Source organism: Arthrobacter sp. P1_B3 (assembly GCF_056406615.1).
The window spans coordinates 551,091-566,181 of the sequence record NZ_JBFTZV010000001.1 but is presented as its reverse complement, the minus strand read 5'-3'; the positions used below and the strand labels follow the sequence as shown (position 1 = coordinate 566,181).

Here is a 15,091-nt window from a genome sequence, read left to right as displayed (position 1 = left end):
CCCCATCCTAACGAGGAAACAACCCAACTAGCTCGCAGCGGGGGCCGTTTTGAGCGCACAAAACGGCCCCATCTGCGACTCAGTTGGGTGGGCTAGGGGCGCTCGGGGAACTTGCCTTCGTCTGCGATGCGTTTGTTCAGCTCGGCGAGGAACTCGTCCTCGTCGAAGTCCAGCCCCACCTCCGTGCCCCGCCAGCTGGAGAGGTGGATGGCGTTGGCCAGGCGGACACCCTTGATGCCGTCCGAACCCGGGGCCAGCAGCGGTGTGCCGTCCAGGATGTTGGCGGCGAAGTTCGCCAGGACACCGGAGTGCTGCGCCCCCCAGGCGGACTCGAACTCGATGACCTCGGTGGTGTAGTACTCCTCGGGATTCAGCTCGCCCATGAAGAGCTTGCGGACATCGTCCAGGCCCATGCCGTCGCTGAGTTCACGCTCGGGCTTCGTCAGGCGGGTAACGGTGGCGGTCTTGCTGTTTTCGACCACGATCTTGCCCTGGTCGCCCAGGATCTCGAAGCGGTCGGTCCCCACGAGGTCGTGCGTCGCGGTGACGAAGACGCCCGTGGCGCCGTTGCCGTAGTCCACCACGGCGGTGACTTCGTCTTCCACGGCGATGTCGCGGCGGAAGCCGTAGGCAACCTTGGAGTAGACGGACTTCGGTACGCCGCAGATCCACTGCCACAGGTCCAGCTGGTGCGGTGCCTGGTTGACCAGCACGCCGCCGCCCTCGCCGCCCCAGGTGGCGCGCCATTCGCTGGAGTTGTAGTAACCCTGCGGGCGCCACCAGTTGGTGATGATCCAGTTGGTGCGGCGGATGCTGCCGATCTCGCCGTTGTCGACGATCTCCTTGAGCTTCTGGTAGAGCGGGTTGTTGCGCTGGTTGAACATGATGGCGAAGGACAGCTCGGGCTTGCTGGCAGCGAACTCGTTGAGCTCCTGGACCTGCTTGGTGTACACGCCGGCCGGCTTCTCCACGAGGGCGTGGATGTTGCGCTTGAGGGTCTCGATGCCCATCTCCGGGTGCAGGAAGTGCGGCACGCAGGTGACGACGGCGTCGACGTCGCCGCTTTCCAGCATGGCGATGTAGTCCTCGTAGAAGGGTGCGTCGGGGTACCGGGAGGCGGCCAGTTCCTGCTTCGCGGGGTCGGTGTCGCAGATGGCGCCGATCACCATGTTCGGGACCAGCCCGTCGGTGATGAACTGGGCATAGGCGCCGCCCTGCTGGCCCAGGCCGATGATGCCAAGGCGTACTTTCTTACTCATGTGGTGATTCTCCCTGTCTAGAAAAGGTTCGAGTGGCCCATGGCCACGAGGTTGGTGTAGGAGGTCTGCAGCGCGTCCCACACCGTGCGCCCGTAAAGTTCGTCCTGCTCCACGAGCAGGTACCGGGCGCCGGCGGCCTGGGCGGCGGGGATGATGGCGGGGAAGTCCAGGTTGCCTTCGCCCACCTCGGCGAACTGGACCACGTCCTTGAACTCGGTCATGAAGCCCTTGAAGTCCCCGGTTTCCAGCAGCCCGAAGGCGCTCTCGGGGAGCTGGCCGATCCGGTAGTCCTTCAGGTGAACCATGGCAGTGCTGCCGGCGTACTTTTCCAGGGTACGGACGGGGTCGAGGCCACCGCGCTGTACCCAGTGGACATCGATTTCCATGCCCATGGCCGGGGAGTTCTCGGCAATGATGTCCAGCATGTACTTGCCGTCAAACTTCGCGAACTCGATGTGGTGGTTGTGGTAGTACAGGCCCAGGCCCTGCTCCTGTAGGCGTTCGGCATATTCGTTGGCCTGTTTGGCGAAGTCAATGACCGCGCCGATCGACTTCATCGCCGGGAACGGCAGCATGCCGATCCGCAGCAGCGTCGTGTCCAGGCGCTTCGCGTCCTCCACGATCTTGTCGAAGTGGTCCTTCAGCGAATCTCCGGGGCGGCCCTTGGGGGTCTCCATGGCCACGGACAAAGCTGCAATGTCCATGCCCAGTTCGCTGCGGGAACGGTCCAGTTCGGCGACGTTCTCCGGGGTCATCGGGATCTGGGAGATCTCGACGGCGTTGTAACCGATCGCACTGACCTTGCGGAGCGTCTCGAACGCCCCCACTTCGGCGAAGCTGTCTCGCAGCATCATCGCTTGTACGCCAATTTTGGCCACTGTATTCCTCCGTGGTGTTCCGGACCCGCAAGGGCCCTCGTTGCCGGTTGGGTGCTGCCGCCAGATTCTGGCGACGACGCCGGCCTGTTCTATCTGACGCCGCAGGTGTCCTCAGGCGAGGACGCCCGCTTGTTCGTGCTGCATCCGCTGCGATTCGAGCAGCCGATGCCGGTCCGCCCGGCGCTGTTCCTGCCGGTCCGGATCGGGTACTGGGGACGCCAGCAGGAGCCGCTGCGTGTAGGGGTGTTCAGGGTCGCGGGTAACGATATCGGCCGGGCCTTGCTCGACGATCTCCCCGTGGTACATCACAGCGACGCGGTGGCTGATGTGCCTGACGACGTCGAGGTCGTGGGAGACGAAGAGGTAGGAAACGCCGGTGTCCTTCTGGATCTGCAGGAACAGGTCCAGTACGCGGGCCTGGGTGGAAAGGTCCAACGCGCTGACCGGCTCGTCGCAGACGATCAGCTTGGGCGAGAGGGCAAGGGCGCGGGCGATCGCCACGCGCTGGCGCTGCCCGCCACTGAATTCGCGCGGCAACCGGTTGATGGCGTCAGAGGGCAGGCCCACCTGGTCCAGCAGTTCCTTCACACGCTTTTTGGCCGCCGCGGCTTCCATGCCCTGCACGCCCAGTGGCTCGGCGAGGATGTCACCGATCTCCAGTGCGGGGTTCAGCGAGGTGTACGGATCCTGGAAAACCACCTGCAGGTCCCGGCTCAGGACCCGCCGGTCCTTGCGGGTGGCGTGACTGATGTCCTTGCCGTCGAAGCTGATCTTCCCGCCGGTCACCGGTGCCAGCCCCAGGATGGCGCGGCCCAGGGTGGTCTTGCCGGAACCGGACTCCCCCACCAGGCCGAGGGTTTCGCCGCGGCCGATGGTGATGTTGATGTCCGTCAGGGCTCGGAAGGGCTTTGCCCGGAACTTCTTGCTGGGGTACTCCACCACCAGCTGGTCCACGGTGAGCAGCGGCGCGCTTTTGGTGGTGCTCATGCGACTGGCTCCTTTTGCAAGGGGGATACGAGCGTGGACATGGGTTCCTTGCCTTCAAGCATCGACGCCAAAAGTGTCTGTGTGTAGGGTTCTTGCGGATTGCGGAGGATGTCGCGGACGGGTCCTTCCTCCACGAGCCGGCCGTTCTGCATGACGGCCACACGGTCGCAGAGGTCCGCCACCACCCCGAAGTTGTGGGTCACCAGGATGACGCCGATGTTCAGGCGCTGCTGGAGCTCCCGCAGCAGGTCCAGCACGTCCGCCTGCACGGTGACGTCCAAGGCCGTGGTGGGCTCGTCGGCGATCACCAGGGCCGGCTCGCAGCTGATGGCTCCGGCGATCAGCACCCGCTGGGCCATGCCGCCGGAGACTTCGTGCGGGTAGGCGTTGAAGGTCCGTTCCGGGTTGACGATTCCGACGTCGGTGAGCAGTTTCAGCGCCCGTTTCCTGGCCTCGGCTTTGGATATTCCGAGGACACGCACCATGGGTGTGACCAGCTGGTAGCCGATGGTGAAGGCGGGATCCAGGTTGCTCATGGGCTCCTGCGGAATGTAGGAAATCCGCTTGCCGCGCAGTTTGGACAGGCGCTCCTGGCTGACGCGTTCCTCGCCCGGGGCCACGGTGTAGCTGCCGTCGAACTGGATGGAGCCGCCCACAATGCGGGCGTTATCCGGCAGCAGCCCAAGGATGGAGAAGGCGGTCTGGGACTTGCCCGAGCCGGATTCGCCTACGATGCCCAGGATCTCGCCGCGGTCCACGTGGAAGGAGACGTCGTCAACAACCTTCTTGATGGAACCGTCCGCCTGGGGATAGCCGACGCCGAGATTGGTCACCTTCACGAGGTGGTGCTCCGTTCCGGGGTCGACGGCGGGCACGGACTTCCGTGACGGGCGCACGGCGGCGGGCGCCGCCGTCGGGCGCCGGCCGGTGACCGGGTCGGTGCCCGGGGTCCTGGTGCGGCGATGCTTGATCTTTTCGCCGTCTTCGAGGGCGTCGCGGATGGCGTTGCCCAGCAGGACCAGGCCGCCGATGGTCAGCGCCATGGCAAACGCAGGCCAGAAAAGCAGCGTCGGCGTGAGGTAGACGTTCTTGAATCCCTCGCTGAGCATCACACCCCAGGTTGCCTTGGCCGGATCCCCCAGTCCAAGGAACTCGAGCCCGGACTGGATCGCAATGGCCACACCGGCAATCGCCGCCGTCTGGATAATGATCGGGGCCCGCACTACGGAAAAGATGTGGCGGGTGATGATCCTCAGGTCTGAGAGCCCGGACACCCGGGCTGCATCCACGTAGAGCTCGTTGCGGACCGACTGCACCGCTGACCGCGTCAGGCGGAAGTAGGACGGGCTGATCAGGACGCCGAACGCGATCATGGCAATCCACACCGAGGGGCCGAAGGCCGCGCGGATGGTCAGCAGCACAATCAGGCCCGGAAGGCTCATGAGGATGCTGACAATCCAGTTGGAAACGGCCTCGAATTTGCCGGCGTAGTAGCCCGCGATCAGGCCGGCGGGAAGACCGATCCCGATGGCGACGGCGGCGCAAAGCAGCGCGGAGAGGAGCGTTAGCTGCGCGCCGAACAGCAGCCGGCTCCAGACGTCGCGCCCGGAGCTGTCCGTACCCAGGAGGTTTACAGAGTCGGGGCTGGCCAGGGTTTTGGAGATGTTGGCGAAATTCTCGTCGAACGGGGCCAGAACATCCGCGAACAAAGCCAGCAGTGCCATCCCCAGCAGGATGACGAGGGCGATGATGCCGAGAGGATTCTTGAAGAGCCGTTTGAGAACCGTGGAACGGACTACGGTGCCGGTCTGGCCGGTCGCGCCGGGAACGGGCGTCAGGGCTGTGGTTTCGACGGACTCGGTCACGAGGCACGCACCTTCGGGTTGAGCCAGCCGTTGAGGAGGTCAACGATGAGGTTGACCAAAATAACAACGGCGACGGTGTACATGACGACGCCCATCACCACTGGCTGATCGCTCTGGCCGGTGGCAGCAACGGCGAGCGGGCCCATGCCGGGAAGGGCAAAGATCTGCTCGATGATGACCACTCCGCCCAGCATGCCGATCAGTTGCAGGCTGAGCACAGTGAGTCCGGCTGGAGCAGCGCTGCGCAGGACATGCCTGAACAGGACCTCGCGCTCACCTATCCCGCGGCTGCGCAAGGTGCGAACGTAATCGCGTTCGAGCTGCTTGATGACGGCACTGCGGATCTGTTGCGCACCGCCGGTGACTCCGTTTATCAGCAGGGCGATCACCGGAAGCGTCAGGGACAGCACCCAAGCGGACGCAGGTTCGCCCGGGGAAATGGTGCTGGTGGCGGGGAATATGCCCAGCTGGATGGCGAGGATGGTCACCAGGATGATGCCGATGACGAAGCCTGGAATGGAGTCGCCGACAATGGCGCCGATCTGAACCACCCGGTCCACCCAGCCGCGCTTCACCGCGGCGGCAACGCCGATCAGGGTAGCGATGATGGCGATGAGGATCATGGCCGCGAACACCATTGTCATGGTGACGGGGATGCGGGTAGCGAGAGAGCTGGCCACTGGTTCAGAAGTGAACCAGGATGTGCCCAGGTTTCCGCCCAGGGCGTCCGTGAGCCAGCTGAAGTAGCGCGCGGCGATGGGCTGATCCAGCCCCAGCTCCGCTTCCTTTACGGCCAGTTGCTCCGGTGTTGCCTGGTCTCCCAGGATGTTCCGGGCAATGCTGCCGCTCGATATGTAAAGCAGGAAAAAAGTAAGGACCGAGACGGCGAACAGGACCACTAGGCCGCTGCCGAGGCGTTTGAGGATGAATCTGGTCATTGCTGGCTCCATTGAACTGGCATGGTGTGGCTGCTGGATCCGGCAGCCCGCCGCTTGTGGTGGTCGGGCTGCCGGACCTGCGCCGGTTTTAAGTGGTTACCTGGCCCGTACTACTTGGCGGGTGAGTAGTTGTAGATCGAGGGAACGGCCATCTGGATCTGCGGCGTGACGTCGATCTTGGCGTTGTGGTAGTACATCTGGTTCACACGGAACAGCGGTGCGAACCATGCCTGCTCCACCACGTACTTGTTGACTTCCTGGGCCAGCTTGCCAGCATCCTTGCCGCCGTTCTGGACGGCATCGATCTTGGCCTGGAGTTCGGGTGTGGTGGTCTTGAAGGGGTTGTAGAGCGCCTTGGTGGAGATGATCTGGTTGATGGCCACCCACGGCTCACCCTGGAAGAGTGAGAAGTACATGCTGGTGAACTTCTGGGCTGCGACATCGGTGGTGTAGGTGTTCGTGATGGCGGAGCCCACTTCGAGGGTGACCCCGACGTCAGCCAACTGCTGCTTGATCACTGCCAGCTGCGTTTCAAACCCGGGTACGCTCGGGACCTGGAGTACCAGTCCGGCCTCGTAGCCTGCTTCTTTCAACAGTGCTTTGGCCTTGGCCGGATCGTACGGGTACTTGTTTTCGAGCTCCTCAACCCAGGCGCCGCTGGCCTTGCCGAAGGGCTGGGACGTCGGGGTGCCTTGACCCAGCATGACCTGGTCCAGGATCGTCTTGCGGTCAAACGCGTAGTTGATGGCCTGGCGGACGCGGACGTCCTTCAGTCCGGGGTTCTTGGCGCCGTCGCGGTCGAATAGAGTCAGGCCCTGCCAGTCCACCTCGGTCGCTGCCAGTTTCATCTTTGCGCCCTCTGCCTGCTTGCCGGTCTTGGGATCCAGCAGCGTGGCGTCCACCTGTCCGGAAACCAGGGCATTGGTCCTGGCAGTCAGGTCAACGAGGATCTTGAAGGTGACCTTCTCGAACTTCTGAACGTCCTTATTCCAGTAATCCTTGCGGGCAGTGAACACCGACTGCGAGTCTTTGACGGTGGCGGCTTTGTCCATGACATACGGGCCGCTGCCCACGGGCTCGGTCTTGATGCCTTCAGTGCCCAGCGCCTTGGGGCTGCCCATCAGGCCCGCGGCCTGGCTGAGGTAGAACTCCAGCGAGGGATCGGGCGCCGTCAGGTCGAGCTCGATGGTGTCAGCATCCACCACTCTGACCCCTGAGACCGCGGTGAGCTGGGCCATCTGCGGGCCATTCGCCTTCTTGAAGTGATCCAGGTTCGCCTTGGCCGCGTCGGCGTCGAACTTGGCCCCGTCGCTGAAGGTCACGTCAGTCCGGAGATCAACGGTGAGCTTGGTGTTGGCGTCGTTGTACTTCCACGCCGTGGCCAGCATGGGGCTGAGCTTGCCGTCCGGTTCCCGCAGCAGCAAGGAATCGTATGCTGCCTGGTACGGCTGCAGGAAGTGTCCTACGTGCGCCTGGGCCGGGTCCCAGGAACGGATTTCCTGTACTGCACCCAATGTCAGCGTGGTTGTTTTGGCGCCGGCAGCGTTGTTGGCGCCCGAGGCGCCGCCGCCACAGGCGGTGAGCGCGAGGGACGCGCTGAGGATGAGGGCAGCAGCTGCTGCCTTGAGACCGAACTTCATTGTTGGCTCCTTTGGATCGCTTGACGAGGTCCGTTTCACGGGACGTTTGCGGCGGCTCTGTGGCCTGGGCCACAGAGCCGCTTGTGGGTTCAGCGTACGTTGGGTTGCCACATCTGGCAACCGGTTGTCATCACCTTTTTGAATTATTGCGGAACGGGGGTGGTTGGGCCGCACGACGGCGCGCCGGAAGCGCGCACGCACTGATGCGGGGGCGCCCCGGCGGGCACAGTTGGGCAGCCGCGTAGTTGGGGCAGTGGTGTAGCTGGGCAGCCGCGTGGCGCACAAGAAGTCCGCACGCGGGCTGGGAACGCCGCGGGGAGGCGTCCGGTTAGGACACCTTTTCCTCAGAGCCGGGATAGGACTGCCGGTAAAGTTCCTTCACGATCCGCAGCGACTTCGCCCCCTCGGMGGCGTCAATCCAGAACGGGCCCGGCTGCGCCAGTCCGGCATAGAAATCTGCGATCAGCAGGGCATGCGAAACACCCCAGTAGGAACGCCCGCCCGAGCCGACGGCGCGCTCACGCACCACCTCGCTGCGCCCGTCGTCGTAAGTGACCGTAAGGTCCCCGCGCAGGCTCAGCATTGCCGTCTCGGTACTGATGTCCAAGGTGACCGGTGCGTTGAGGGTGTTGGCGAGGGTGGCGTAGAAGACGCTGCGCGCGCCGTTGCTGTGGAGCGCGGCAAACTCCGCCGTGTCCTCTACCTCGATGGCTTCTGCGAGCGCATGGGTCGAGGCGCTGCCGGCGAGCGCGACGACGTCGCCCACCAGCCACTGCAGCAGGTCAACGGTGTGGATGGCCTGGTTCATCATCAGGCCCCCGCCGCCCTCGCTCCAGCTTCCGCGCCAGGGCCGGCTGAGGTAGTAATCAGGTTGCCGGTGCCACATGACCGTGGCCGAGGCTCCCAGCACCTTGCCCAGTTCGCCGGAGTCCAGCAGCCGGCGCATTGCCTGCACCGGGGCGTTGTAGCGGTTTTGGAAACACAGCCCAATTTTCGCCGTGCTTTCAGCAGCAGCGGCCAGCAGCCTTTCACCCTCGGCCAAGGTGTGCGCCAGGGGCTTTTCCAGCACCACGTGGACGCCGCGGCGCAGACATTCGATGGCGATCGCTGCATGCTCGTGATGCGGGGTGGTGATGTGCACGACGTCCGGGTCGGCCGCCTCGAGCATGTCGCGGTAGTCCTCGAAGCCGGGGACCCCGTGAGCCTCCTGCGCCGCGGCGCGGCGCGCCGGATCCGTGTCACAGACCGCCACCAATTCGGCGTCGGCCATTCCTGCAAGTGCTTCAAAGTGAACGATCGACACGTCGCCGCAGCCGATGATTGCCGCCTTTGGCATCCGGAGCTCCCTACTTCTTTAGTGGTGGCTTCTTCAGTGGTGGTGCATTCCTGCTATACGGGTTCGATTAGACGAGTTGGATCTGGTTCTTGGCGGCCAGCGCGGCGAAGGCGCGCGCCGCGGTGCCAAAGGCCACCGGGCCCGAGAAGCCACCCAGTTCGTGGGCGCTGGCCAGATGGGGTTCCAGCGAGGCGAAGCCGGCGTACCCGTCCGCCTTGAGGGCGGCGATGGTGGCGTCGAGCTCGCCATCGCCCTCGCCGGAGGGCACCACTTCCCCGGTGGCGGCGAGCGCGTCCTTGACCTGGAAGTACTCCAGGTAGGGGCGCAGCATGGCGTAGCCCTCGGTGTAGGGCTTGACGCCCACCTGGACGAAGTTGGCGTTGTCCCACGCGATCCGGAGTGCGGTTGAGTTTACGGACTCCATGATGTCCAGCACGCGCTGCGGCGTATCGCCGTAGATGCCCTTTTCATTCTCATGCAGGAGCACGACTCCGGATTCCGCGGCGAGCGCCGCGAGGGCGCCCATGCGGACCAGGACGTCCTCGCGGATATCTTCAGCGCTGCGGCCCTCGGCCCGGTAGAAGGAGAAGATGCGAACGTACTTTGTCTCCAGCCCCTTGGCCACCGAAATGATCTGGCGGAGCCGATCCAGTTCATGCTCCACCGGCAGGCTCACGTCCACCTTGCCGATGGGGCTGGCCACAGCCGAGACCTTGAGGCCCTTCTCATCGAAGATTTCCTTCAGCCGGGCAACCTGTTCGGGCTCAAGCTCGGAGACATTGGTGCCCCAGGCGCTGCGCACCTCGATGTGGCTTGCGCCCAGTGCCAGCAGCACGGCCGCCTGAACTGCCGGGTCCGGATCTATTTCGTCGCCGAAGCCTGAAAGCGACCAGACTGCGGTTGATGTGTTGCTCACGCGGATCTCCTGGGTTTCGCGGCCGCCGCGGGCAGCTTCCGGCTCCAGCGCGGTGACGCAGTTCACAAATGGTGTACACCCAGTTTAGTCAGTGCCGCAATCAAATGACAACCGATTGCCAATTGTTGGGAATCTGTGACATTCTTTGCTGACCGGTTCTGTGGCGGCAGTCACAGGGCCGCCCTTCCGACCCGGCCGTACGGCCCGGCCACCACGTTCAGAGAGGAGCGCCGTGGCGACGACGCAACCAGCAGCAGTGGACCGTCCGGCCACCATCCATGACATTGCCGCTCTCTGCGGCGTGGCGGCCTCCACCGTTTCCCGGGCGCTCTCCACCCCGGACCGCGTCAACATCAGGACGCGGCAGCGGATCGAGGCGGCCGCGGCCCAGCTGCACTACACCCCCAACAGCCAGGCGAAGGCGCTGAGTTCCGGCCGCACGGGCGCAGTGGGAGTCCTGGTTCCGGATATCACCAACCCGTTCTACTTCGACCTCATCAGGGGCACACAGCTCCAGCTCAAGGCGGCCGGGTACACCCAACTGCTGGTGGATACGGAGGAATCCGACGAGGTGGAGGCCAGCACCGTGGAGCAGTTGCGCAAGAGCGCTGACGGCATCATCGTTGCCGCATCCCGGCTCAGCGACGAAGCCCTGCTGGACGCGGCGGCGAAGATGCCCCTGGTCACCATCAACCGTGACGTGCCCGGCGTTCCCGCGGTCCTGATCGACACACCGGCCGCCACCAGCCAGGCGCTGGACCACTTGATCTCGCTGGGACACACCCGCGTGGCCTATGTGGCTGGCCCGCCGACGTCGCAGTCCAGCGAACGGCGGTGGACTGCGCTGTCCGAGGCAGCCGAGGAGCGCGGCGTGGAGGTGCGCCGGCTGGGTCCCTTCGCCCCCAAGACGCAGTCTGGCGCAGCAGCCGCGGACGCCGCCGTACACAGTGGAGTCACCGCCTGCATTGCGTTCAACGACCTCATCGCGATCGGCATGCTCCAGCGCCTTCGCGAACGCGGCATCCGCGTCCCCGAGGACATGAGCATTGTGGGCTGCGACGACATCTTTGGCGCCGACTTCTGCAACCCGCCGCTGTCCACCATGGCCTCCCCAATCGAACAGGCCGGCCGCGTGGCGGTCTCCATGCTGCTGGCCCAGCTGAACCCGCTCGCCGGCGGCGGCACCCGAAGCCGGTCCGTGATGCCCACCCACCTCACGGTCCGCGGCTCCACCGGACCGGCGCGGCAGGCGTCGTGATGGCGTACGCGGTTTCCGCTGCGCAACCTGGCGGGCGCGGCGCAAAATACCCTGCGCTACGGGTATCTCCGCAGCGCCAGTGGTGGTGCGCAGCGCAGGGTATGGTGCGCAGCGCCAACGGTTTTCCGCAGCGCCAACGGTGGTGCGCAGCGCCAGTGGTGGTGCGCAGCGCCCAGCTGACAGTCACAGTTGAGCGTTGTTGACAGCGCTGGCTAGGCTGAGGGTCATGCGTGAACTCCAGGCGAAGATCATCGAAGAAATGGGCGTGCAGCCCCGGATCGACCCTGCCGGGGAGGTGCGCAAACGCGTGGCGTTCCTCAAGGAATACCTGACGGCCACCCACACCAAGGGCTTCGTCCTGGGCATCTCGGGCGGCCTGGACTCCTCCCTGGCCGGCCGGCTGGCCCAGCTGGCGGTCGAGGAGCTCGAGGCAGAGGGCACCGAGGCGAATTTCGTGGCCGTCCGGCTCCCCTACGGCGTCCAGCACGACGAGGACGACGCCCAGGCTGCCCTGGACTTCGTGCGCGCCAAGACCGAATGGATGTTCAACATCTCGGCCGCGGTGGACGGCTTCGAGGACGAATTCCAGAAGACGGTGGGCACGGAGATTTCCGATTTCCACAAGGGCAACACCAAGGCCCGGACCCGGATGATTGCCCAGTACGCCCTGGCCGGCGAGCACAACTATCTGGTGATCGGCACGGACCACGGCGCCGAATCCGTCACCGGGTTCTTCACCAAGTTTGGCGACGGCGGCGCGGACATCCTGCCGCTGTTCGGCCTCAACAAGCGCCAGAACCGCGCGCTGCTGGCCGAACTCGGGGCGCCGGCCCGGATCTGGGAAAAGATCCCGACGGCGGACCTCCTGGACGGCAAGCCCGGCCGCACCGACGAGGACGAGCTCGGCCTGGGCTACGACACGATCGATGACTACCTCGAGGGCCGCGACGTACCGGATGCCGCGGCCGAACGGATCGAGGCAATGTATCTGCGGACCCGCCACAAGCGCACGGTCCCGGTGACGATTTTCGATACGTGGTGGAAATAGCCTGAGCCCCGCTGAGGTTCCAGTTACGGGATCAGCACGAGCTTGCCCCGGACATGGCCTGCGCGGCTGATGCCCAGCGCCCGGGCCGCATCGGTGAGGGGAATCCGCTCCTGGATGCTGAAGCGGAGCTTTCCATCGGCGGACAGCCGGGCCGTCTCCGCTACCCGTCCGTCCAGCAGCCTGACCGGCGCAATTCCGGCAGCGTTGGCCTCTTTGCCAGGCACAGTGGTCACCGCGGCGCCGTGGCCGCCGAGCAACTGGACCGTCGCTGTCGTAGTCTCCTCGCCGCCATAGGTGTCCACGACGGCGGTGATGGTGCCCAGGGAGCGGACGCGTTCCACGAGCCCTTCGCTATAGGCCACGGGCTCGGCGCCGAGGCCGCGCAAATAGTCATGATTCTGCTCTGACGCGGTGCCAATGACCCGGGCGCCGAGGTGCCGCGCGATCTGGACTGCCGCCGAGCCGACCCCGCCCGCTGCGCCGTGGATGAGGACCGTGTCCCCCACGCCAATGCCAAGCTGGACCAGCGCCGAATACGCTGCGCCGCCGGCTATCGCGACGCACGCCGCCTGCTCAAAATCGATGCCCGCGGGCTTTGCCGTCAGCTGGCTGGCCGGAAGATTGGCCACGGCGCGGTAGCCTCCGGAAACGCCATTCCAGATGACCTCGTCGCCCACCTCGAACCCGGTCACGCCGGGGCCGACGGCGGTCACCGTTCCTGCCGCCTCACAGCCGGGAACTGCGGGGAAGTCCAGGGGAAGGTACCGATCCAGGTAGCCGGCAACGACTTTCCAGTCCACCGGATTGACGGCGGCGGCGCGGATTCCCACCTGGACCTCGCTCTCCCCCGGATCCGGCAGTTCCTCCTCGCCCACAGTGACGAGGTCCGGGCTGCCATAGTGATCGAAAGAGATCTTTATGTTTTTCATGAGGCTGCGCTCCTTCGGCTCGACGCGATTGTGAGCTGTGCTGCCAGCTTCTGGCACAACCGGCGCCTGCGCAAGAGCCTCGAGACCAGGTGAACCGTCCGAGGTAGCCTGAGCCGAACCGGGGCACTTCGAACCCTGGGTGGACCGTTTCGGTCTCAATTGCCGGCGTGTCCGCGTCAAAGTGCCCCACGATGGCCGGGCGGCGGCCAGGCACCGGGCGGCGATCGAGCGGCGGGCGGCGCCGTCGAGATTCAGGCCCTTGGCGAGGGTCAGGCGCCTGGCTAACCCTGCAGCAGCGTCGAGATGCGGTGGGCCTCGTCCATGAGCAGCCGCCCCAGCTGCGGGCGCCGGTCTTCCCGGAAGCGTGGCTCGATGCCGGTGAGGGACAGTGCCCAGGCGGGGCGGCCCCGCTGGTTGAAGACCGCCGCGCCCATCCCCCAACTGCCTTCCAGGACCAGCCCCGGGTTGACCGAATAACCGGCCTGCCGCGTCGCTTCGAGGTTTTCCCTGACGCGCGCTTCGGTGTGCGCAGCCGCAAAACTGCCGGCGTGCGCTGCCCAGTTTGCGAGCAGTTCCTCCTGCTCTTCTGGCGGCAGGAAAGCCATGATGGCGGTGCCGGCGGAGGCAACCCCGAGCGGAAACCGCACGCCTTCATGCAGCACGAAGGAACGGACCGGGAAGCTGCCTTCCTCCCGGAGCAGGCACACCGTTTCGTTGCCGCGGCGGATGGAGAAGAACGCACTCTCGCCGGTCTCTTCGGCCAGGCGCCGGAGGCTCGGCCTCGCAATGTCCTCCAGGGGGAAACGCGCCGAGGCCACGGACCCCAGCAGCAGGATCTCCGGGCCCAGGACCCAGTTGCCGCTGCCCGGATCCTGGTCCAGCAGGCCCTCGGCCGCCAGGGAGCTGAGCAGACGGTGCACCGTGGGGCGCGTCAGCCCCGAGTCACGCACCAGCTCCACCAGCGGGGAGCCTTCCGGCTTCTGGCCCACGATCCTCAGCAGGGCCGCGACCCGGCTCACCACCTGGGCGCCCTGCACGGGGACGGAGTTCATCATTTTCCTCGCGATTCCTCGGAATTTAATCCACATTGTGGACACCTATCAGCCTACCGTCCACACTGTAAAAATGCACCAGCCCAAGCGGAAATTCGGCGTTGACAGTGCTCCACGCCACACCATAGGCTCCTTCTTCAGACGAATAGTCCACAAAGTGGATCACGGCGGCGGGCTCCGGGCCCCGGCCGCAGGTGGCTCAAAAGCTCAATGAGGAGATGCAATGTCAAAGGTGAAATCCGGGGCAGCGGCCGCTTTGCTGGACGTGCTGCGGGACGGCATGACGCTCGCCGTCGGCGGTTTCGGCCTCAGCGGGATCCCCGCTGACCTGATCGAGGCAGTGCGGGACTCCGGGGTGAGGAACCTGACGGTGGTCTCCAACAACATGGGCGTGGACGGCAAGGGCCTCGGCATACTGATCGAAGGCGGCCAGGTCCGCAAAGTCATCGCGTCCTACGTCGGGGAAAACAAGCTCTTCGCCGAGCAGTACCTCGCCGGCAAGCTGGAGGTGGAGTTCACCCCGCAGGGCACCCTCGCCGAGCGGCTGCGCGCCGGCGGCGCCGGCATCCCGGCCTTCTACACGAAGACCGGTGTTGGCACCCTGGTCGCCGAAGGCAAGCCGCTGGCGGAGTTCGACGGCGAGACTTTCGTCCTGGAACGCGCCATCAAGGCCGACGTCGCGCTGGTCCACGCCCACACCGCCGACACCGACGGCAACCTGATCTACCGCTACACCGCCCAGAACTTCAATCCGGTGGTGGCTACGGCCGGCGCAGTGACGGTCGCCGAAGCCGAAGTGATCGTCGAGCCCGGCCAGCTGGACCCGAACCACATCATCACCCCCGGCGTCTTCGTCCAGCGCCTGGTCCAGGCCAGCGGCCGCGTCAAGGACATCGAACAGCGCACCGTCCGCCCCCGCCGCGATGCGGAAGCAGAAGCGGCGCAAGCGGCATCCGCCGTCACCGTCTAATCCGGCCTGCGCGCC

General features: G+C 65.4%; 13 protein-coding genes. 3 read left to right on the top strand and 10 right to left on the bottom strand.

Going from position 1 to position 15,091, the window contains the following annotated elements; genetic code table 11:
• Nucleotides 1-92: 92 nt before the first annotated feature.
• From AC1D2F_RS02665 to AC1D2F_RS02630, 8 genes are all read right to left on the bottom strand, one after another.
• A complete protein-coding gene (locus AC1D2F_RS02665; protein ID WP_229995084.1) occupies nucleotides 93-1,259 on the bottom strand; it encodes a Gfo/Idh/MocA family protein in 1,167 nt (388 codons plus the stop codon).
• Between the two features lie 17 nt (nucleotides 1,260-1,276).
• Nucleotides 1,277-2,137, bottom strand: a complete 861-nt coding sequence (locus AC1D2F_RS02660) for a sugar phosphate isomerase/epimerase family protein (protein ID WP_229995085.1) — start codon at nucleotides 2,135-2,137, stop codon at nucleotides 1,277-1,279.
• A 111-nt stretch (nucleotides 2,138-2,248) separates the two neighbouring features.
• A complete protein-coding gene (locus AC1D2F_RS02655) occupies nucleotides 2,249-3,124 on the bottom strand; it encodes an ATP-binding cassette domain-containing protein (RefSeq protein WP_229995086.1) in 876 nt (291 codons plus the stop codon).
• A complete protein-coding gene (locus AC1D2F_RS02650) occupies nucleotides 3,121-4,989 on the bottom strand; it encodes a dipeptide/oligopeptide/nickel ABC transporter permease/ATP-binding protein (protein WP_364747049.1) in 1,869 nt (622 codons plus the stop codon). Before AC1D2F_RS02650 ends, AC1D2F_RS02655 begins: the two co-directional genes overlap by 4 nt.
• Complete coding sequence (locus tag AC1D2F_RS02645) at nucleotides 4,986-5,927, bottom strand: ABC transporter permease (protein ID WP_229995088.1); 942 nt, start codon at nucleotides 5,925-5,927, stop codon at nucleotides 4,986-4,988. The genes AC1D2F_RS02650 and AC1D2F_RS02645 overlap by 4 nt, the downstream gene beginning before the upstream one ends.
• Nucleotides 5,928-6,037: 110 nt before the next feature.
• Nucleotides 6,038-7,567, bottom strand: a complete 1,530-nt coding sequence (locus tag AC1D2F_RS02640) for an ABC transporter substrate-binding protein (RefSeq protein ID WP_229995089.1) — start codon at nucleotides 7,565-7,567, stop codon at nucleotides 6,038-6,040.
• Nucleotides 7,568-7,895: 328 nt separating this feature from the next.
• Nucleotides 7,896-8,903: a Gfo/Idh/MocA family protein gene (locus AC1D2F_RS02635; protein ID WP_476966094.1), complete on the bottom strand. Its 1,008-nt coding sequence runs from the start codon at nucleotides 8,901-8,903 to the stop codon at nucleotides 7,896-7,898.
• Between the two features lie 67 nt (nucleotides 8,904-8,970).
• The gene (locus AC1D2F_RS02630; RefSeq protein ID WP_229995091.1) at nucleotides 8,971-9,819 is read right to left on the bottom strand and encodes a sugar phosphate isomerase/epimerase family protein; all 849 of its coding nucleotides are present in this window, start codon (nucleotides 9,817-9,819) and stop codon (nucleotides 8,971-8,973) included.
• Between the two features lie 232 nt (nucleotides 9,820-10,051).
• Between AC1D2F_RS02630 and AC1D2F_RS02625 the strand changes: the two genes are divergently transcribed.
• Both AC1D2F_RS02625 and nadE read left to right on the top strand, forming a co-directional pair.
• Nucleotides 10,052-11,077, top strand: coding sequence for a LacI family DNA-binding transcriptional regulator (locus AC1D2F_RS02625; protein WP_229995092.1), 1,026 nt, complete (start codon nucleotides 10,052-10,054; stop codon nucleotides 11,075-11,077).
• 226 nt (nucleotides 11,078-11,303) lie between these two features.
• Entirely contained in the window at nucleotides 11,304-12,125 is an 822-nt protein-coding gene (gene nadE / locus AC1D2F_RS02620; protein ID WP_229995093.1) for an ammonia-dependent NAD(+) synthetase, read from the top strand.
• Between the two features lie 23 nt (nucleotides 12,126-12,148).
• Here the strand turns inward: nadE and AC1D2F_RS02615 are convergent, their stop codons facing one another.
• Together AC1D2F_RS02615 and AC1D2F_RS02610 are read right to left on the bottom strand one after the other, a co-directional pair.
• Nucleotides 12,149-13,054 carry an NADP-dependent oxidoreductase gene (locus AC1D2F_RS02615; protein WP_476966093.1) on the bottom strand — a complete coding sequence of 302 codons (906 nt, stop codon included), beginning with the start codon at nucleotides 13,052-13,054 and terminating at the stop codon, nucleotides 12,149-12,151.
• A gap of 281 nt (nucleotides 13,055-13,335) precedes the next feature.
• Nucleotides 13,336-14,106, bottom strand: a complete 771-nt coding sequence (locus AC1D2F_RS02610) for an IclR family transcriptional regulator (RefSeq protein ID WP_476966106.1) — start codon at nucleotides 14,104-14,106, stop codon at nucleotides 13,336-13,338.
• Between the two features lie 223 nt (nucleotides 14,107-14,329).
• Between AC1D2F_RS02610 and AC1D2F_RS02605 the strand changes: the two genes are divergently transcribed.
• The gene (locus AC1D2F_RS02605) at nucleotides 14,330-15,076 is read left to right on the top strand and encodes a CoA transferase subunit A (RefSeq protein ID WP_476966092.1); all 747 of its coding nucleotides are present in this window, start codon (nucleotides 14,330-14,332) and stop codon (nucleotides 15,074-15,076) included.
• Nucleotides 15,077-15,091: the final 15 nt, after the last annotated feature.